Source organism: Allorhodopirellula solitaria (genome assembly GCF_007859855.1).
GTDB lineage: Bacteria > Planctomycetota > Planctomycetia > Pirellulales > Pirellulaceae > Rhodopirellula > Rhodopirellula solitaria.
Map to the genome: position 1 here is coordinate 494878 of NZ_SJPK01000003.1, position 21465 is coordinate 516342.

Genomic DNA, 21465 nt, shown 5'->3' on the forward strand with positions numbered 1-21465 from the left:
GACGAGTCCAAAGCCGCAGGACTCGTCGCCTCGTCCACTACAAAAACCGAAACTTATTCATCGTGTGTTGCTTATTAGACGTCCGGAAGACTTAAAAAGTTTCCCGGACGTCTGTCAATCACAATCTCTATTGTCGATCCAACCGGACCGAAATCATCTCAAATCAGCGAAAAACTCGTCGACGGCGGACATTTCATTGTCCGATTGTGACGATTGGGCTTCTTCTCGGTCCTGGGCAAGCGAGTCCACGATACTGTCGAGCTGCATCGTCGCGGGCGAGTCGAACACGCTCGTATCGGACGATTTCGTCTCCGCGTTGACAAGGACGGGACCTTGCTCAGGCAGAGGTTCACCGGTTGGTTCGTCCTCACTCAGCGTCGACATCGGTACCACGGTGGGATCGAAGGCAACCGTAGCATTGGTTGCCATCACCCCGTCAGCAACGGGTGTGTAGGACACCGAGCGGGAGGCAGCCGCATCGATCGGTTCGCCACCTGGGATGTGGTTCGGGTTTTCGCTGTTGAGGCGATTGATGACCCGCAACGCATCGAGCGAGGTGATCCTGCCGTCCCCGTTGACATCGGGGTAGGCGGGCAACTCCAATCCAGCAGGAACGTTGGCAAGATCGACAGGACCATCGTTGGCGTTGAGCACATTGATGATCAACAAGGCGTCGAGCGGAGTGACCGTGCCACTGGCGTTGACGTCTTCGGAATCGGTGGGGCCCGTGAACGGATTGTCGACAACCGTGAACACGTAGTCTTCCACTTCACCGGCGTCGGCGGCCCCCAACGCTCCCAGATCCTGGGTGTAGCTGAGGCGGAAGCGAGCCTGCACGTCACCCAGCTCAGCCTGAGCGGGGACGTTCACCGAGAGAGTGTTGATCAAGAACGGGTTGTTGGCCGGGAAACTGACCCGCGACACTTCCCCGGGACTGTTGCCGAAGACACCGTCACCGTTCCAGTCAAACCACGCATCGAGGTAGCTCGCTTGAGCTGGCAACGGCGCGTCTTGGCCCTGGTTGATCGAGACTTGGAAATCGGTCGTGAAACCAGGCTGGAGCGTGCCCAGCAAGGTCACACCGTCATCGATATCCGCATCATCGTTGGCACCGTTGACGTCGGCTGTCACCGAGGCACCGAGATACAGGGCATCGTTTTCGCCATCGACAATCTTGTGACGCGGGCCATTGGTTTGGATGGTGACCGGGTACTGTTGAGCGTCGCCGAAGGTGAGCGAGGCGTCACCATAGTCGTAGAGGTCACCGACGAGGATTTCGACCTGCGACGGGGAGCGTTCGGACGCTGGTTGCAAGCGGTTGCCAGCCTTGTCAGCGATGAACTCGGTAACAATCGAATCGCCCAGCGGAGTGCTGGTGGTTTGCAGCAGGACACGATTATCGACCAACTTCACATCCGTCCCGTCGGGACCGCCGAGTCCCGCCGCGATGGCTGCGTCGGCAAATGTCGCTGCGACCGTGGAGGCGTCATCGTTGTAGCGAATGACGACGGGTTCCGATGCCGGGTCGCCAGCTGAACCGATCTGTTCGAGCACGGTGCTGGCGGTATTCAACCGGGTATCCTCTTCGCCGCCGAGCGTCACACTTCCGCCGCCGCGATTGACGGGCGTCAGCGATGGGAACGCAGTCGAAACCGCAGCGACAATCGCATTAGCGAGCAGGTCGGGCGAACCACCTTGGCCACCCCCAATCACGCTCACCGGGGTGGCACCGGGGTCGAGCAGGTCACCGTCGAAGTCAATTTCGAAGGTCACAGGATCACTCAGGCCGAGCGCGATCGTGAACGTCTGACCGTCTTGCACGGCCAGCGATGTTTCTCCATCGGTCGTCGGAATTTGCAATCCGAACCCAGGCGAAACGCCAATTTCACTGTTACCCGTCACCAGGGCTGCGCCGTCGAGAGACGTCACCGAAATCGGTCCGTCGGTACCGCGGACGCGGAACACGCCCGAGGCCCCCGATGCTTGCACGTCGAGACCCACGTCCCGGAACCCTTGCAGGAGGGACTGGACGAGTTCCCGTGGCGACGCATCCGGATCGACTGGCAAGACGACACGATTGACGTCCGGTCCGACCACATTGAGGATGCCGTCGGAATCGAATTCGAAGGCAATCTCACGGGAGCCATCGAACACGTTGATGGTCTCGTTGTAGTTCGTCAGGCGAGTGCCGTCTGCGTCAACGGTCGCATCAGGCAACAGCTGCACGTCGAGCTCTTGATTGACGTGCCGGAAGATCGAGTCTTCTTCGAGAGACACGTAGCTCTGGTCGCTGTTGGCATTTGTCGCCGTGCCGAGCAGTTGCAGCCGTCCGCTGTCACTCGCCGTTGAGCTGGAGTCGTCCAGGTAAACCGCTTCGATGTCGAGTACGTTGGGCTGGCTCGCGACGAGTTGATTGATCGCTTGGGAGAGCAACTGCACGATCCGAGTCGGAGATGCCGTATCGGGCAAGCTGATCGCATAGTTGCCGGTTGATGGCAAACGACCATCGGCATCGATCGGTTCGGTAACGTCGGTCACGAATTCAAACGTCACGGCAGGATGCGTGCCGTCGGAGATCGTCAGTGTTTGGCCACTGATCGCTGGCTGTGAGATTCCCGTCAGCGGATCGGTTGTGATCAAAGCTTCGGAGGGAACGGTGAGCTGAATGCCCACTTCCGTCTCGAGGATTTGGCCATCGATGAAAGTTTGATCGCCATCGCTATATTCGACGCCTGCTTGAGCTTGGAGCACGGCGTTGAAGCCGTCCACGCTGCCGTCTTGGGCACCGAGGAATTCCACGGTGTAGACCGCGTTATCATCCCAGATTCCGGCGATAGGCGTGATCCGAATCGTGTTGTCGGCGGGTTCGTAAGCGAAGCGGTAATCGATCCCTTCCTGCAGTACTTCGGTTTCGGTATTACCGAGAACCAATCGCGTGACCAGCAGGTTTTCGCTCGTGACGGTGTTGTCATTGACGCCCACTCCGTAACCGGTGTCGGCGGGGCGAATGCCGTCGATCAATTGAATTTCAAAGGCGTCGTAGATGGTGCCCTGAGTCACCGAGCGGCCGAACAGGTCCGACTCGTCGTCGAAGATCAAGTCTTGGCCGCGTGGCGACGTGAGGACGAATCGCGGGCCCTCGTTATCGGTGCGTTCCTGTGCACCGCGATCGATGAACCCGCTCAACCCAACGCCCTGAGGGGTGGCGAAGGTGGGATCGTCCACACGGAGTTGGCCGTTGGCGTCATAGAGCGGCGCCACGATCGGACTGACGGGCAGGCCGAGCGAATTGCGGAGCGTGGCCAGCGACGCACGATCTTCCAGCGACGCGATGCCGCTGTCGATGACAGGAGTTCGCGACTGTGGCGTGAAGATCAGGTTGTACGGATCGACGAACACCTGGTCGCTCGGATTGATGAACTGAGCCGATTGGCCGTAGCCATCCACACCGGAGATGCGAGCGGGTTGGTTGTTGCGATAGTAGGTCGTTCCCCCGATCACGGTCAGGTCAGCCGACACATCGACTTGGCCGGATGAAAGCAATGGTGTGGGAGGAATCGCCACGCCAGTCTGGAAATTGCTGACGATGTTATTGAGCAACGTGGGGGCCGAGTTGTCGGCGACCCGAATCCCGGTTTGACCTGGGCTGAAACTCTCGCGAGGCACGGTCGAGATCGCGCCGATGGCATCGATATCTGCTCCGGCAGCCCCAAAGTTGTTCGTTCCCGCAGGCGAAAGGTCGGTCAGACGCACGTAGGAGAAGCGGTCGTTCAAACCGAAACCGAAGGCGTCCAAGTCGATCGTATTATCGAGTCCAAAGATCTCGCCAACGTTGAAATACGTGACGTTATCGCGACTGATTTCGACTCGAACCCGCTCGGGGATACCGGCTTCGAAAATCTGCAGATCGGCAACACCATCACCGATACCGATGAAGTCGTTGGGGCTGCTCGAGCTACCTGTGAGCAGGTTGTCCTCGAACACGAATGTCGCGTGGCCACCCGATCCAAGTGAGAAGGTGAACAATCCATTCTCCGGATCCGTGGCTGAAACGCCATAGCAATCCGGTGAGCCCAAGGCCGCTTCGCTGTCGGTGAAGGACTGCTCCACGTCGGGCCCGAGCATCGTTTCACTGTCGAGAACACTGTCGGCGAACGAGACTCCACCTTCGGGATAGAAGGTGCCCGCGAATACTTGAGGGCCGAGACTCACCGCAGGAGTGATCGTGCCACCGACAAGGGTGTTGTTGATAATGCGGTCGAAGCCGACGGGGTTTTGGGCAGCGAGTCCGCCGTTTTCCAATCCCGTGATATCGATGCCGACGTTCTGGTTGTAGGCAAACTCGTTGTTGCGAGCGACCACACCCGGAATCAGGTTCTCCGAATTGAGCTCATTGAAACTGCGGGCGTAGGTGAGCACCGAAGGAGTTGCGTCGAGCGGGCTCTGCGAGATCACGCTCTCAGCGGCCGCACGCGAGATCTGCAGTCCCGCATCCTCGTTGTAGCTAAACCGACTGTTTTCAATGATGATCTGGCCTTGTTCGACGCGATCGCGGTTGGAGTCACCACGCAGGTCATCGGAAATTGTCGATACGAACGCGGTGGCGCCGATGTCGTTGGTGAGTACGGAAGTCGCACCGACCAAATTGACGCGTTTGTCCGGAACGCTGTCGGATGAGTTGACCTGCGTCAGGTTGCCACGATTGGCTGAGACGCCAAGGATCGAACTGACCTGTTGCGAATTGATACGCTCGATGATCGTGTCGGCAACTTCTTCCGCTGTCGCGTCAGAGGCCACTTGGACGACAACTCGATTGGCGTTCTGAGCAAACCCGTTGCTTGGGCCGCTCGCGGGCAACACGTCAAATTCGAATGTCACACGTTGGCTGGCTCCGGCGATGGTGAACGTCGAGCCGTCAACGATCTCTGCCGCTGGTTTGGTAACCAGCGAAGCGGCTCCCGAGACCAAACGATCGTTGGTATCGAAGGCACGGAATCGGCCATCGACGAGGTTGGGCAGAGAGCTGTCGATCACGCCCGAGGCAATGTATTCGGAGGCATCGCGAATCTCGAGTTGATAAGGACCCGATTGGGTCGGCCGTGGTGATTCTGGCGGTGACGTCAGCGACAATTCACCCGAGTCCACGAACGCCTCGTCCTGTGGCGTCTCGGTCGCTGCGGTGACGAGTTCGCCACGTTCGGCGAACCCGATGATGATGTCATCGATGTAGACGCCTTCATGGGCGTTGTCAGAAGCCCCTGCTTGATAGTCCCCGCCAAAGCGATCGCCGTATCGCTGCGCCGTGGACGTGAACGGTCCGAGTTGATCTTCGTCAAACGTCAATTCGGGCAGGCGAACGGCCGAACCAAGACGCGGGATCAACGAGATATCGCCTCCGGCAAAGCGGTTTGCGACCGCCAACTGCAAGGCCTCGGCAACCTCTTCAGGAGAGTCCGTGCTATTGACGACGATGGGCGTGCCGGTGAGCGGGTTCTGGTTGGTGACGGACAATCCGCTGTCCGCAGGCGTCGTCACATCGCCCGCTCCACTGAACTCGACGCTCGCGTCGATGGCCGTGATCGTCAGCTCCGGTTGAACCGTAATCTTCGCGGCGTATCCGCCGGTTTGGGCGGCGTCGGTGCTGCCAGCGATCCGCGGATCGTAGCTCGCGTTCTCCGGGCCACTGATGCCGATGTAGTAGGTGCTGTCGGACGGGGCGATGAACGAAACGGTGCCGGCGGCAACATTGTTCAGTGCCAGTAAATTTCCATTGTCCGACCGCAGTTCCACTCCGGCCTCGTCAAAGAACCGGATGTTGTTTTCCACACCGGGTTGATCCGCAGTGACCTCGACCGTGACGGTTGTTCCCGCCACCACGTCGATGCTCGAAAGATCCACGTCACCACGGTTGGTAATCAACGTTGGCGTGATCGTACCGAGCGTACCGCGTCCGTCGATCACCATGTTTCCGCTTGTGTAGGGCAGCGGCGTGGCTTGATAGGTCAAGTCGTTGCGCCCGGTATCACCAGCGGAGTTGGGGTTTCCAAACGGGTCGACCGGATCGGAAGAATCGCTGAAATCAAACGAGGAGACCGTTTCGAAGACAGGTGCCTGAACGCCCGTGTTCGCTTCGACCGCTGCCTGCAGTTCTCCCGGGATGTCGACTTGGGTCACGTCCGAACCCAACGGGACGCTGATTTGTCCCGATTGCAGCGTACGCAGTCCATCGTCGAGGACGTACTCCACATCATCAATCGTGACAATGAAGGTCGCATCGCGATTGATATAGTAGTTGTCCAGTGCGTTGCCTGAGGGCACGAGCTGGTCGTAATCGACAGCTTGGTCGGTTTCGCCGATACGCAGTCCGACGACCTCGGCGACATCATCGACACTCAAATCATCGAGTGTGATCGTCGTAGGTGCCGTGGGATTGAACAGTTTGTAAAGCTCCAACACGTCGACAGTGGGGCGTGCGGCGAACAGTTCATCGTCAAAGGGCAGGTCCAAGTCCGCCCGCTCACTGTCGGTATCGATCAGCACATATTCGGTGCCGTTGAGGTAAATCGAATACAGTTCGTCGGGGTTCGCGGCGTAGTAGGAATTCGGGTCGACGCCGGTGGGCAGTGGATGGGTAGCGTAGAACTGCTCGATTTCGGTTCCCGACGGCAGCATCCGGTCCAGATCGATTTGGCTATCGAACGGTGCCGCGACGGCGCGAGCGATGTCGCCTGCGGTAAGATTCGACAGCTCCGTGCCGGCAGGGAAGTCCTGCAGCACGTTGATCGAAATCGCTCCAGCGGGAATCACGCGGGTGCCGTCGTTGAGCACATACTGTTGACCGTCGACGGTGAACGAAGAGATCGCCGCAGGATCGGTGTAAAGTTCTGCCAGGGACGTTCCCGAGGAGAACGTGACGGTCGGCGCCAAATCGATGGAGAAGGTTTCTCCGTTGATAACGAGTGTCTCGCCGTCGACCAACTGCGAACCACCGACGGCGCGAATCTCACCGGTCAATGTCGACGTGGTGCCCGCCGTCGCAAATTCAATCCGCAGTGATAGTCCGGACTGGCCGGCGAACTGGTCCAACGGGACACGTGCTTGACGCCACGTTCCGGTGTTGTCGTAGAGCTGTTGCACGTCGACGTCGATGTCGTCGTCGTAGATCCCGAATTCAGCGGGATCGTCGAACTCATCGTCAAGGGTTCCGTCGCGACGCGCCTCATTGTTAGTGGCGACGAGGTGCTCGACACCCGATTGATCGACCACGTAAACGCGGAGCGAATCTTGATCGTTGCCAAACAACGAATTGATTGGATTGCCATTGGCGTCGAGATCTTGGTCAACGCCATCGGTTTCCAAGAAGTAGTTGAAGTACATCATCGGCACGTCGGCCGCCGCGTAGCCCTCGAGCGAGAACGCGTTGGATTGGACTTCACCGCGAGCACCGCCCGGGAAGTTGTACGTGTTGTGGACAGCTTGACCGTCCTGACGGACGTTCTCCGCGTCCGTGGTCCGGTTCTCTACCGGAGCTTCACCGGGTGCGTAGAGACCGTTGAAGGCATCGTCGGTGTAGTTGAATACGAGCGAGTTGTTGCCGTTCTGATCTGGCCGGGCACCGCTGAACGATTCGTTGATGCCATGCCCCTCGTCGTCGCCGCGAGCGTCGCTGACGTGCCACAGGTTGTAGTTCAGGGTCGAGAAATCGAGTCCCTGAGCGTTGTTGATACCCGTCTCAATGGACGTGCGCCCACCGGCAAAGACGCCCTGCAGTTCACCCTCGAGATTGAACGCGTGGATCGTCCCGCTACCCGTGATGCCAAAGAGAATCTGGCGGCCTTGCGCGTCGAGAAGATTGTTCGGACCCGCTCGCAAGCCAGTGAAGTTGATCCCGATCAAATCGGTCGCGGACTGAACGTATTGGCCGACGTTGTTGTTGCTACCAAAGTTGACGCCCAGGGGGCCCGGTGGAACATAGTACAGCCCACCATTATCCGAGACTGCATACAGGCCACTGCCGATCATCTCCACGCCCGTGATGCGGCCACCATTGGCGTATCCGCCGAGCTTCAGATTGTCGTTGACCGAGTCAGCACTGACGACCACGCCAGTGACTCGCACAGCGTTTCCGAGAGAGGTGCCGATCACGGTTGGCAAACTTCCGTTGGCGTTGGCCACCGAGATCGCTTGCACGATTCGATTGGACAGCGTTTCGGCCGTATCGGTTGGCAGCAGCGTGACGGGAACGTTGCCCGGTTGCACCAGGTTGCTGCCACTGAGTGCCAGGCCGGTGACTGCGTTTCCGCTCGGCGGGGTCAGTGTCGCGGCTGTCGCTGTCGGCAATGCCAGTTGGGTTCCCGCATAGGAAACTGGGATTCCTTCGGCTTGAATTGCTTTGGCAAGGGACTCAATGAAAACCGTGTCGCTGGCACTGCGATCGATCGGGACAACGATATTGCCCGGTGTCGTCGCGTTGCCTGCATTGGTCAATTCGAATGTTACCGGAGCTTGTCCGGGCAACGTCACGTTCAGAATCGTTCCGTTGGGGATGCTCGCCGGATTCGACGAGATCAAGGTGAAGCCCTGATTCAATTCAAAGGTGACGAAGTCCGTACCATTGGTCAGTGTGAAGGTGTCACCGTCATAGAGTTGCGGCACTGCCACACCCTGGGAATTGACGGCTGTCGCCGCCGAGACACCGATCACGTTGGCGTCTTCCGGCAATCCATCATCGGGGTCGTCGTGCGTATCGATCTGACCGATTTCACGAATGTTCGTACCGGCACCTGCATTGGAGAGCGTCAGATCAAAGTCCGGACCGGTAGCCTCACCGGTCTCTTCATCGAACGCATACAGAATGTTTTCCGTGTAGCCTTGGCGAGTGAGCCCTGGCCCCGGCTCGAGTCCTTGCTGCCCGACCGGCCGATCGGCGACGAAGTATCCCGTTTCGTTACCAAATCGAGCCCGGATGGTGATCCCTTCAATGACCAAACCATCGTCGCTGTCCTCGTCGAGAACTTGTACCGCGTCTTCTTCGACTTCCAGGTCATGGAACGTGCCAATTCCTGTACCGCCCAAATTGGTCAGGCCCGCTGTGACGGTATCGATGCGGGTGTACTGGTAACTGCCGTCGTTGAGGTCCTGCGGCACGGTGTAGCCAAACAGTTCCCCGTTGGCGGTAAAGGCAACGTCCCGAATCTCGGTTCCGAATCCTCCGAGGTCTGCATACCGTTCACCGGTGAACGGGTTGACGAGGAACAATCCCGAGCCGCTGTTGACGTACAGGAACACGTCATCGAGTGTCTGTTCAACAATCGAATCGTCATCGAATAGGACAGGGACGATCGGCCCCTCCGCCACTTGGCTGTAATTGGAGAACCCGTTGAGCGAATTGAATCCCTCTTCAGCAATTCGGCGGGTGCTATCGATCGGTTCCAAGCGAACGAGTGGGTTCGTGGCATCGCGGCTGGTGAATTGATCCAACTGCGAGGGAGCTTGGAACTTGTTCGACACTGCGACGTAGTAGGTGCCCTCGGGGAGTTCGGCTGAACCGATGTAAGGATCGGCCGTGCCGAAGGAACCGCGAGACAGATCGGAGGTGCCTCCCGATGACAGGCTGATATCGTCAGCAATATTCGAATCGCCACCAATGAGAACGAGGTTTCCATCTCCGTCAAAGACGTACAGCGAAAGGTCGGCTCGCGATGCGCCATCGGCGTAATCGATGTCAAACACCGTGGCGAGATACATCGCCGCGTCGTCACGGGTGAGCTTCTGATAGTCGATTTCGAACTCATACCAATCGACGTCATCGATCCCATCGATGGTTCCCGAGATATTCTTCGCCAAACGATCCGACGACAGTGGTCCGGCACCGTTATTCAGTTCCACGTCAACGCGGTTGGACTGGGCATCGTCACGCGAGATCAGGATCGAGCCGTCGGGTTGGACGACTACGTTGGCGGGCAGGTCGGGGTCACCGGTGAACTGCGTATCGTAGAGCCCCAATCGCTGAGCATTGGCGAGCGTGCCGTTGTCACCAGCGGTTTCAAAATCTTCGCCCGACAATGGGCTGTGCATCGGGCCACCGATGACCTGCACGCCATTGTCGGCATACAGCACGTCGCTATATCGAATTTGGGTGCCCGCGAAAACATCGGGTTCTTCGATACGGACCTGCAGTTGATAGGAACCACTGGTCAGCCCGGCTCGCAAACTGCCCGACTGGTTGAGGAGATCCTCTTCGTCAACGGCAACGTCACTGGTATCGCCGACCACCATCTTGTTCTTCTCGTCAGGCGTCAGGGTCGCCTTGGACTGCGGTGAGATGGCGCTACGGATGCGGACGTGATAAAGCGTCTTTTGGCCGATCACACCGGGCAGGATGACTCGCATCCCGGCATCGCGTGAATTGATGGAATAATTGTCTTGGAACGCCGCCAAACCGCCGCTGGCGTCGATCTGGCCAGTCGCCAATCCGAAGACCGAATCAATGCTCAAACCGTCGGCACCCCGTCCGGTACGTGACTCGATTATCCGCGTCAGTTCCGCGCGGCGGGCCGCCGTGGATGGGTCGGCGGCGTCGAGGGAGAGCAACTCTTCAATCGCGGCCGCTTCGGCCATGGCGTCGTCGGACAGCACAATGGTTTGACCATTGGCGTTGACGAGTTCGACGACCGTATCGAGGCTCAGGTCGGTGCGATCAATGTCGATCCACACCTGCGTCCCGGCTTCGGCAACAAACGAATAGACATCGATATCACTGCTGCTAGAAAGCTCACCGTCGACGATCAGTCCGAGTCGCCGGTTTTCATCACCGGATGCGCGATCCGGTGCGACTTCGCCGAGGTACTGCGATCGGCTCGCCAACGCGTTGGTATCGCTGTCTCCCACATTGGCGGGTTCATTCTCCGCCGTTAGCGAGGCATTGGAATCCGATGCCGCTTCGCGAATCACGATGCCGTCCCACGTGCCCACGCCCGCTAGGTTGCTCGATGTGTCGAAGGGGAACGGGTCAGCCGATGGGTCCGAGGGAATGAACTCGAGGAACGAGGTTACCTTGGCGTCGGTGGCGTCGTTATCGAGACGCCACGCATGTGCTGTGTCGAAATTACCAGCCGGACCGATAGCTGACGTCCCAGGTGTCACCCCTTCAAACGTCGGAGCAGCCGGCGGTGCCAAAAACTGTAGCCCGGGTTGGAAGTGTGCGCCATCGAGCGATGTGCCCAAACCAGACACCAGTTGATCATTGTTGATCTGGCCGAGTACATATCCGGCTCCGGCAGAGAACCCAGTGTACGTGGCGTTGTCTTGATTGAGTGAATCGTTCACATAGACGCCACCGTGACTGAACGCCAATCCGTTGTCTTGGTTGACCGTGGTCAGCCGGAAATCGGCTTGGCCAGGCGTGCCAACTTCATAAAGGAGATTATTGCCATCGTCCAAGCCGGGGCTGCCGGAATTGTCGTAGCTGATCACGTCGATCGAGTTGATCCGACCCGCGTCGAAAGGCAATCCATCGGCGGTTTCGAAGGTCAGCTGGGTGTAGATCGTACCCCGGTTGTCGAGGATGAACGTCTCAGCCTGCCAGCGAATCTGCCTCCCGAATACGGTGGGATACTGCGTTCCCGCAGCCGGGTTTCCAGCGAGTTCGTAGTCAATATCGTAGGTACCACTGCTGACGACACGGTCGTCGCTGGTCAGATCGATCGCGATCGGCTGTGTCGGCAGGAAGGCATCGGACAGCTCGATAGGCGCCGGGTTGGGGATCCCTGGGAGCGTGTCTTGGGTGACGTTGATGAACGTCGTGTAGAGGAACGCCAGGTTCGCGGTCGCGAGCTGCTGTTGCTGGGCAGCGTCGAATCCGGTGACTTCGATGGTGTCGATCCGCCCACCGTTGCCGACTGCGGTCTGCAGGTGGCCGACGGCGTCGGCGGGGACGTCATCATCGATCAAGTACGGTGCATCGGGTGCGACACCACCGCCCTGGCGTCCCAGGTCCACTTCCGAATCGTTGTTGCCGAAGGAGGGGCTCAGCGGCAACAGCGGCGGCAAACGGTCGCTGCTATCCGTCGACGTCCGTTGGTCGAGAACGATACCGTTGTTGTCCGTGTCCACGTTGGCGCGGCCGTCCGGTGTGAAACCGGCGCCGACGGCGTCGTCGCTGAGCGAAGTCAGGATGACAGGGAAATCGGGCATGCCAACGATCTGCAGGCTACCACCGACTCGGTCGGCAATGTCGATGAGTTGGTCTTCGGCGGTATAGCTGTTCCCACCGACGATGATCCCAGCCCGACGTTGCAGCAGGGCGTCGTCGACGCCTTCGTCTTGGTTGGCCAGTTTGACCACCAGAGACGCTCGCGCGTCGCTTTCTATACGCAGGCCGCCGTAGATGTGTTGATTGGGGACTTCGATCGTATCACGGACGATGTGCACGATATCGGTGTCGTCCCAAACGACTTCCGTTGCCACCTTGCCGCCGCGAACTTCGAGTCCGGCGAGGCCGCCATTGTCGCTGCCGTCGGTATCGATCGAGTTACCCTTGATCAACGGCCCATTGTTTCCACGCAGGTCCATGGCATCGAGATTATCCGCCAGGCTGACCGCATCGGGGTTTGCTGTCGAACGACCATAATCAGTGACTTCTTGCCAGGTAAAACTGTTGACGTCAAAGGTCATGGCCGGACCATTGCCATCGACGAAAGTGTTCCCGGTGATCACGGGCTGAGCGGCCCGTACGAAGATCGTGCCACTGGCGTTGTTGACCCGGCCCACACGCTCTTCGCGTGGGTCGTCGGGATTATTGTTGCTATTGTCCTCATCGTTGACGAATCCACGCCCATCGTCGTTGTTCTCAAACCGCGTGTTGGCGACTCGAAGGTCGCTCTGGTGAGCTTCGATGACATTGAAGCTGGCGAAGCCACCCTCCACCCGCGTCGTTCCGCCACCGCCGGCCAAGACTGCGTGATCGAAGGAAGCTTCGGCGCCGAAGGCAGCGAATACACCGCCCCAATCGCCCGCTTCCACGGCGGTGGTAGCGCCTGGGGTCGAGTCTTGAAACAATCCGTTGGTATTGAATGTGCCGCCCGCACCGTAGCGGCGGTCGTTGAGGCTGGTCATCACGATCGGAGCGGTCGCGGTTCCTTCAGCATACAATCGCGCGCCAAACGTCACGTCGATGCGAGACTGATTGAGCTTCACGATCGTACCAGGATCGATCGTCAAACCCGGATCCAGTCGTCCGGCCAGGGCGAGGCCCGTGTCGCTCACTCGCTCAGGGTCGAGCGGGGTCAGTCCCTCGGCGACTTTGTCTTCAAACGCCGTCGAGCTGGTGTTCAGCCGTGCCACACGCACGAACTCGCCATAGATCGGCTGCCCATCTGCATCGGTTCCGGTGATGGGAGCCCGATACAATCTCCGCCCTGCGTAATCTGTGTTCGTCGGCACGGTGGGCAGGTTGTTGAGCTGGACCTTGCCGGTGTCACTGAGGGTCACCGCGATGCTCGGATCACTCGCAGCACTTTCAAACCCATCTTTGGTAACGAACGTCATCCGGTAGGCATACTCGCCCGCGGGAACCTCTCCAGCAACCTGACTGGGGGTGGTGGGAGCGTTAACGACCCCATTGGCTTGAGCCAACAACAGACTCGGTGGCTCATGCAAGCTAACCGGACCGCCGGCACTGCCCTCTATAATGAGGTTGTCGATGAGGATATGAACGATGTCCGTGTCGTCAAACCTAGCGTTGACTTCGAGCGTTTCCAAACTGCCACCGGTCGGGGTGTCGATCCGGATCAGCAAGCCATTGTAGGTGTTGTCGAGAATCGTGTTGCCACGAATATGGGGACCGGTGCGTACGAAATCGCTCGTGAAGTAGTACGACAAGCCCGCTCCGGCAGCGACTTCATCTTGGTAGCGCGATTCATCAAAGCGGGTTTCAGCAAAGGTATTGGGCGTGGCAGCGATCGCGGCATCGGCCGATTGGGAGATCATGCTGTTGATGATCGTCGCCCGTGTTTCAGCCAACTCGATCGGAGCCACCGTTTGCGGCACGCCGTCGATACTGACAACACCACCGGCATGCTGGATGTCAGCGTACTGGATGTGGTTGAGGAAAACGCCATTGGTTTCCATGTTCACGCGGCTGTCATCGGCGAAGTCAATGTCGCCGCGGAGATCGATTCCGCCCCACGTTCCCTTCTGCGGGTTGGTGCCGAATCCGACCAACTGGACAGGTTGATCGGGCGTTCCGAGTACCTGTACCGACGCGTTGCTACCGTCCTGGGATGCCGACGTGCTGCCCACACCAATGTGGCTGCCGCGCATCTCGAACTTCACTCCCGCATCGAGAATCAAGTTGACGTCTTTCGGGACCTGAATATCGGTGAGCTCGCCACTGGTCAGGGCGGAACCGTTTTGGTTCCGGCCAATTTGATAGGTTCCACCACTGACCACACGCACAACTTCCACTGCATTGGTGGTCAGCCGGCGTGACTCCACACTCTGGAAGGCGTCGTTAAGTGTTTGGAATGGATTGGTGATCGATCCTGGCGTGCCGGTTCCCGCTGCGGTGGCCGTGTTGTCGACGAAGACCGTCGTATTGGCGTCGTTGGGTTCAAACCAATACTGGAAGAGGCCGCCTGCCTTGCCATCGGCGTCGCCGTCGAGCACCTGGCTGCCGTCGGAGATCGCGTCCGCTGCCGAGGTGGTCGGCGTGAAGGTCATCGCGACCTCGTACTCACCCTGAGTCACACCGCCGATGCCGGTGCCGGGGATGATCGGATCATAGTTGTCGTTACCCGAGGCGCTGACACCGACGACATACTCGCCAGCCTGCACCTTGATTTCGATCATCGAATCGTTGCTGAAGTAATCGTCATTGGCGGCGATTTCGATCGGGACGCCGCCTTCGATCTTGTACAGCCGCAGCATCGTGTCGAGCGTGCTCGACGACGCCAGTCGCTCGGCGATCGTCGACACGTTGATGGTGCCGGCGTTAGCCAGAGTGAACTTGTACAAGTCGATATCGTTGCTCTCAGGCTTGTACAGGAACTGTCCGTTGACGATATCTGCAGGAGCCGGATAGGACGATTCATTGGGCTCGAAGAGGGAGTCCGTTGTCGCCGGGATCTCGTTCTGGGTCGGCATGAGCGGGTCGAGCACGCTCTCGGTCGACTGCGTGATCGGTTGAGGCAGATGATCGGCATAACCAAAACCGAGCAATTGACCAACGCCGAGGAACACGCCCCGGAAGAACTCTCCCCCGGTGAAGTCGTCGGTGCTCTGGTCAAAGTCTTGACCGTCGAGCACGATCAACTCGTTCCCGTTGGCAGTCGAAGCATCTGGATCGAGGGCCAGGAATGTGTTGCCCAAGTCATCGAGTTCGCGCGTCGCCACGGTGACACCGCCGGCCGCACTGCTGACGAGTACGCCGCTGCCGTCGAAGGTGCCCGCGAGCTCACCCACGGTGATGCTGTAGATCGGTCCCGAGGGGCCTGTGAAATTGGGGCTAGTGATTGCCTCAGCGGCGTCTTGCCCGACCTCGATGAACTGCACGCCGAGGTATTCGCTAAACAACGACGCTACTTCGCGGACCCGGGTCTTCTGTTGCTCGGTGATCAGGTTGAGGTAGGTCTGGTTGAGATCGGTCGTCTGGGTACCGAAATCCTCGCCCTGAAATTGATCGGGGAAGTTGTAGTAGATCGTGCTGATACCCGGCGTCATATCACCGTCTTCTCGCCAAATACCGAGCGGTACCACGCGGTCATCACGCGTTGGATCGTCGGGGCGAATATCACGCACACCCTCGTAGCCAGTTCCGCCGGGGTATTGCAGGTCATAATCCGACGGGTTTTCCACGACGCCGCCGGTCAACCGAACGCTGGTGGTTTGGTCTGTGTTGCTGCCATTGAATGCGCCGATGACCATCGGTCCCGGTTCGGTCACTGGCGAGAGTGGGTTGCGTGTGATGCTGTCGCCCGCTTCGATCACCGGAATCACCGAGGGATCCGAGGGCAGCAAGGTCTCATCGCCGATACGGAAACGCACGGCGCCATCGATGAACGACCCGGCGTTGTCCGGGTCTGGCGTGCGAGAGAACGGAGCTTCGAAGATCACGCGTACCGCGTCGGTACGGCCATCGATCGACTCCACACTAATGGGTTTGATCGGCTCGTCGTCACCACCGGTCACTGTGTCACGGGTAAAGACAGCGGTGTAGTAGTCCTTATTGAGGACCGAAGCATTGACGTCGTTGGTGAAGTACACCTCTGCCACGTTTGGTTCCGAGATCAGCCGACCATCGGTTTTCGAGACCGGCTCGGGGACGACCGCGAGGACACGTGGCGGCGCATTGATCGAGAACTGGACGGCAAAGTCTTCGCCGTCATTGAAGGCTTCGTCGTTGGTGTTTAGAAGTGCGCGATCACCCGTGCCATACACCTCAATTTGATAGGAGTCGTCGGGCAACGCTTCGGCGAACCGGAAAACAACTTCATTGGGGCGATCACCGATCCCGACGTAGCCAGGGGTGACCACGGTGTCAGTGGCACCACCGAGTTGCAGCCCATTGGGCGTCGAAGTTGTGACGGTGGTGAATCCAGCGGCAATGGCGTCGGCACTCTCGCCCCGCTGCAGAGACGCTTCGACCAACTGCGCCGCCGTGGGGCTGTTGTTAACGGCAGCGATCAGTTCGCCGACGGTGGATCGGGCTGCCGAGTTGTTGTTGATGCGGACCGTGATGATGTCATTGGCAACACTCACCAGCGGCGTCGAGGACGAGCCCAGGTTCGTGCCCACGATTTTGACACTCACCGCGCGGCCGCTCTCACCGGACTGGCTGGCCAAGAACCGAACCTGTGTGGTCGGGCCGAGCCCCAAATCAGTGACTGCGCGGGCGGTGTTGGCGCCGTCGAGAGTCAGCGTCTCGCCGCCCGAGGGCAGCTTATTGCCAATCGGGGTCTGGGTCGAACCGTGAACCGAGAACGCCGTCACGACGCCGTTGGCTGGGGATGACTCGAGCGCCTTGAGCAGGTCAGCGACGGTCGCCGGTCGTGTCGGGTTGCTGTTCAGACGGATGTCGATTGTCTTCAGATCTGGATCTGCCGCGGTAATCAAGACCGGCGCTGCACTGAGTGGCAGATTGGCGCTCGTCAGCCGCACGACGGTGCCATTGCCCTCGACACCGGGATTCTCCTTGGCGGCCCGGAATTCCACTTCGACCTGGTTGACGACGTTAGCATTGCTGCTCGTCCCAAAATCAGTGATCGCGCTGGCGGTTTCGAACCCGCCGTCGGCACCCGCTCGGGTGATGCTGAGCCCCTTGGGAGAAACCGAATCGTCGTTGGCAGCTACCGGGTTGAGGAGCGTCGAGACATCGATCGACGAATTATCGTCAAACTGAAACAACAGCTCGTTCGGCGAGGTCTGCAACACCGTGGGATTGACCAACGGAGCGTTACCGAGCGACGAGCCACCCTGGATCAATTGACCGCTATTGGGCTGGATGCCGACCAGCTCGGGGCCGGCGAGCAATTGGCGTTGCTCGAGCATTTGCGATTGCAATCGCCGCTCGATTGCGGCCCGTCGGTCGCGGGTGCTCGAGCTGCGGTTGCCTCGTTTCCGACTGCCGCCTTCAAGGCCGCCCAGCCCCAGCCGATTGGCCAAAGCTCCACGAAAACTGCGATTGGAAGAACGTTTGCCCGGTTTACCGATTGTCATCAGTGGCCTCGTGTGGCTGCCCCAAATATTCGTGACGGACGGTGTCGCGAAAATCGGAGGTCAGGAAGCTGGAATTCATGTTGCAAAAACAATCTCGAAAGCCGCTGCTGCCCAGAAACCTGGAAAACGCACCAGAAAGCGACGACGTCGAGAATGCAGATCTAGATAAGCTGCAAGACTTGCGCAATTTTAGCTCAGTCTCACGGTGCGAGTGTAATTGGCAAGCCCTATTTCGCAACGAAAAACACGTTCCATGCAGGGTTTACACCGTTGACGACCGGAGAAGACGATTGCACCAGTCGCAACACACGCACGCCATCTGACGACGCCAAAGTGGAAAAAGTTCCCTGCGTGTCTGACGTCGGATCCGCCGTCATCGCTGCCGCCTCGCCGCCCGCTGACTTTCACTCTAGGGGTTATCGGGATTATTCCGGTGATTCCGTAGCCCGATAAGCCAGGTAGGGACAGAACGCTTGCAAACAATCCGCGCAGGCCATCTGCGCAGCAGGCTAGATCGCGTGCACTAAGGTCGCGCTGGCTTATTGCTAATCTGCGCAATATCGCTAAAGTACGATTTTGGTGCTGAGCGACTCGTAGGGCTTTCAGAGCGCCCCGGAGACCCCCAGATCGCCCGCCAATGAGCCATTACTGTTGCTCCCATTGCTGCTCGCTGCGAGTGTTTTTCCCAGATTCGGTGCTTGGGAGCGTGGCAGGTTTCGGTTTCATTGCCACAGTCGCAGCAGAGATTAGCCCCCACCCGTTCACTGCCCACGAAAGCCCCGAATGGATCTCGCGATCACCCTCATTTCCTTTTTCTTCTTCACAGGTCTTGTTGGCGCGCTGACATGGTGGATCACTCGCAAGGACGATCACGCTAGCACCCAAGGGTATTTTCTAGGAGGTCGCTCGCTCACCTTCCCACTGATTGCGGGCTCGCTCCTGCTGACGAACCTTTCAACCGAGCAGATGGTGGGGCTCAATGGGGCGGCCTTTACCGATGGGTTGTCCGTGATGGTATGGGAGGTGGTCTGTGTGATCGCACTCGTGTTCATGGCGTGGTTCTTTCTACCGAGGTTCCTCCGCAGCGGTGTGGCGACGGTGCCGGAATACCTGGAGATTCGATTTGACCATCAAACGCAGGTCATCACGAACCTGATTTTCCTGGTGGCGTATGTAGGCATTCTGCTGCCTATTATTTTGTATACCGGTGCCCTGGGCATGATTGGGATTCTCGACGTTCCCTCCTTGCTAGGTGATCTGCCGTCACGACTTCAGATGGACGCCGATACGTTGGCCTTGTGGCTGATCGTGTGGTCGGTGGGGATCGTCGGTTCGATCTACGCATTGTTCGGCGGTTTGCGAACGGTGGCGGTGTCGGACACCCTCAATGGGGTAGGTTTGCTCGTGGGCGGGCTATTGATCACCGGTTTCGCTTTGTCTGTGCTCGGCGGAGAGGCAGGGCTGATGGCGGGTGCGGAGTCGCTGTGGACGGAGCAACGCGAGCGATTCAATTCGATTGGCGGCGCGGAGAGTTCGGCGCCCTTCGGCACCATTTTCTCCGGTATTTTCTTGATCCAGCTTTTTTACTGGACCACGAACCAACAGATCATCCAGCGTACCTTTGGAGCGAGCAGCCTGGCCGAGGGACAAAAAGGGGTGCTCTTGACGGGCGCGCTCAAACTGCTCGGGCCGCTATTCTTGGTAGTCCCCGGTATGATTGCCTATTCCATGTTCGCGGGCCAATCGATCAAGCCAGATGAGGCGTATGGAAAATTGGTCAATCACGTGCTGCCCGCGCCGCTGACTGGATTCTTTGCAGCAGCCATGATCGGTGCCATCCTGTCGAGTTTTAACTCGGCCCTCAATAGCTCCTGCACTCTCTTCAGTCTCGGGCTTTACAAGGGCGTCTTTTGCAAGGACGCCGACCAGGCAAGTGTCGTTCGCTCGGGCAAGGTTTTCGGGTGGATCGTGGCAATCATCGCGATGAGCGTGGCCCCGCTGTTGGCGCAAACGACGAGTATTTTTGAATACCTTCAAAAGATGAACGGGATGTACTTCATCCCGATCTTCGCCGTGGTGCTGGTCGGCATGTTGACTCGTCGCGTCCCAGCATTTGCGGCCAAGATAGCGTTGCTATTGGGATTCGTGGGAATTGCAATCGGCTACTTCGTCTCTCCGTTCGACCTCATTGTTGCCTCCCTCCACGATTTTCACTTTCTCGGTCTGGTGTTCTCTTGGCTCGTTATTCTGATGCTCGTCATCGGTGAGATTTGGCCATGTGAAACGGAGTTTGAACAACAGGACGTTGGTGCCGTCGACATGACACCATGGCGATTTGCCGTACCAGTCGGATTTGTGCTGATCGCGATCGTGTTCACAATCTACATCAGCTTGGCTGACTTTTCGGTCCTCTCCCCTGAACCCACCCCTCCGAACCCTTCCGCCTTGGAATCCATATGAGAACGTTTACTCTAACCTGTTTGGCACTATTCATGACGCTCACCGGTTCGCCATCCCAAGCGGCTTCGGACGCAGCGGTCGAGGACTTTGACTCGATCAAGCTTTACACGCTCAAGAACGACCAGGGGATGACAGTGAAGGTGACCAACTACGGCGCTATCATCACGTCGATCACGGTGCCCGATCGCGATGGCAACCCAGGCGATGTGGTGTTGGGTTACAACAACGTCGAAGGCTATATCAATGCGGTCGATAAGCCCTATTTCGGTGCAGTGGTTGGTCGCTACGGAAACCGTATCGCCGAAGGCTCCTTCACGCTCGATGGAGAGACTTATTCGCTGGCTGTTAATAATGGTGAGAACTCACTCCACGGCGGTATCATCGGGTTTGACAAGGTCGTCTGGACGGTGAAGTCGGCCGATGATCGCTCCATTGAATTGACCTACGTGGCCAAGGACATGGAGGAGGGTTATCCCGGTAACCTGGATGTCTCGGTGACCTACACGGTTACCGATGAGAATCAACTCGTGATCGACTACCACGCTACCACGGATAAAGCGACGCCGGTCAACCTCACCCAACACACCTATTTCAACCTGCAAGGTGAGGGGGAGGGCTCGATTCTCGATCACGAATTGATGCTCAACGCGAATGAATTCACACCGGTCGACCAAGGTTTGATCCCTACTGGAAAAACCCCGAACGTCGAGGGCACTCCATTTGACTTCACCTCGGCCAAACCGATCGGCCGTGACATCGACGACGATCACGAGCAACTGACATTTGGCGGTGGCTACGATCACAACTGGGTACTCAACAAAAGTGGTGAGGCCGATGCACCCACGCTCGCCGCGCGAGTCCATGACCCCGCGAGCGGTCGCGTTTTAACCGTCAGCACCACCGAACCGGGGATCCAGTTCTACTGCGGCAATTTCCTCGATGGTCGTTTGCAGGGAAAGTCAGGAAAAACCTACGGGCATCGCAGTGGATTCTGTTTGGAAACCCAGCACTATCCTGACAGCCCGAACCAACCTAATTTCCCGTCAACCATTCTGCGCCCCGGTGATACCTACCAAACGCAAACCGTGTTTGGCTTTTCTACCAAGTAGACAACGCGCCGACTCGGCACTCGACTAAGCAACGCACGATCAATTTCTGTCGCAGTGGACGAGGCGACGAGTCCAAAGCCGCAGGACTCGTCGCCTCGTTCACTACGAAAACCGACGCTTATTCACCGTGTGTTGCTAACACGCCCGTCGACTGCCCCACCTTCCTGTTTCCTGTGTCGCC

3 protein-coding genes are annotated in these 21465 nt (G+C 58.5%); 2 read left to right on the forward strand and 1 reads right to left on the reverse strand.

Features of this window, described 5'->3' with window-relative positions:
* Window positions 1–153 precede the first annotated feature (153 nt).
* Window positions 154–17715 (reverse strand): dockerin type I domain-containing protein, encoded by a 17562-nt coding sequence (locus CA85_RS08070; RefSeq protein ID WP_146390784.1) that lies wholly within the window; start codon window positions 17713–17715, stop codon window positions 154–156.
* A 783-nt stretch (window positions 17716–18498) separates the two neighbouring features.
* Between CA85_RS08070 and CA85_RS08075 the strand changes: the two genes are divergently transcribed.
* Window positions 18499–20175: a solute:sodium symporter family transporter gene (locus CA85_RS08075; protein ID WP_146390785.1), complete on the forward strand. Its 1677-nt coding sequence runs from the start codon at window positions 18499–18501 to the stop codon at window positions 20173–20175.
* A 32-nt stretch (window positions 20176–20207) separates the two neighbouring features.
* Window positions 20208–21284, forward strand: a complete 1077-nt coding sequence (locus CA85_RS08080) for an aldose epimerase family protein (protein ID WP_246112622.1) — start codon at window positions 20208–20210, stop codon at window positions 21282–21284.
* Window positions 21285–21465: the final 181 nt, after the last annotated feature.

Bases quoted from the DNA above. Each gene is read 5' to 3' on its own strand.
- CA85_RS08080 (WP_246112622.1), top strand. From the start codon at position 20,208: ATGACGCTCACCGGTTCGCCATCCCAAGCGGCTTCGGACGCAGCGGTC.
- CA85_RS08070 (WP_146390784.1), bottom strand. From the start codon at position 17,715: ATGACAATCGGTAAACCGGGCAAACGTTCTTCCAATCGCAGTTTTCGT.
- CA85_RS08075 (WP_146390785.1), top strand. From the start codon at position 18,499: ATGGATCTCGCGATCACCCTCATTTCCTTTTTCTTCTTCACAGGTCTT.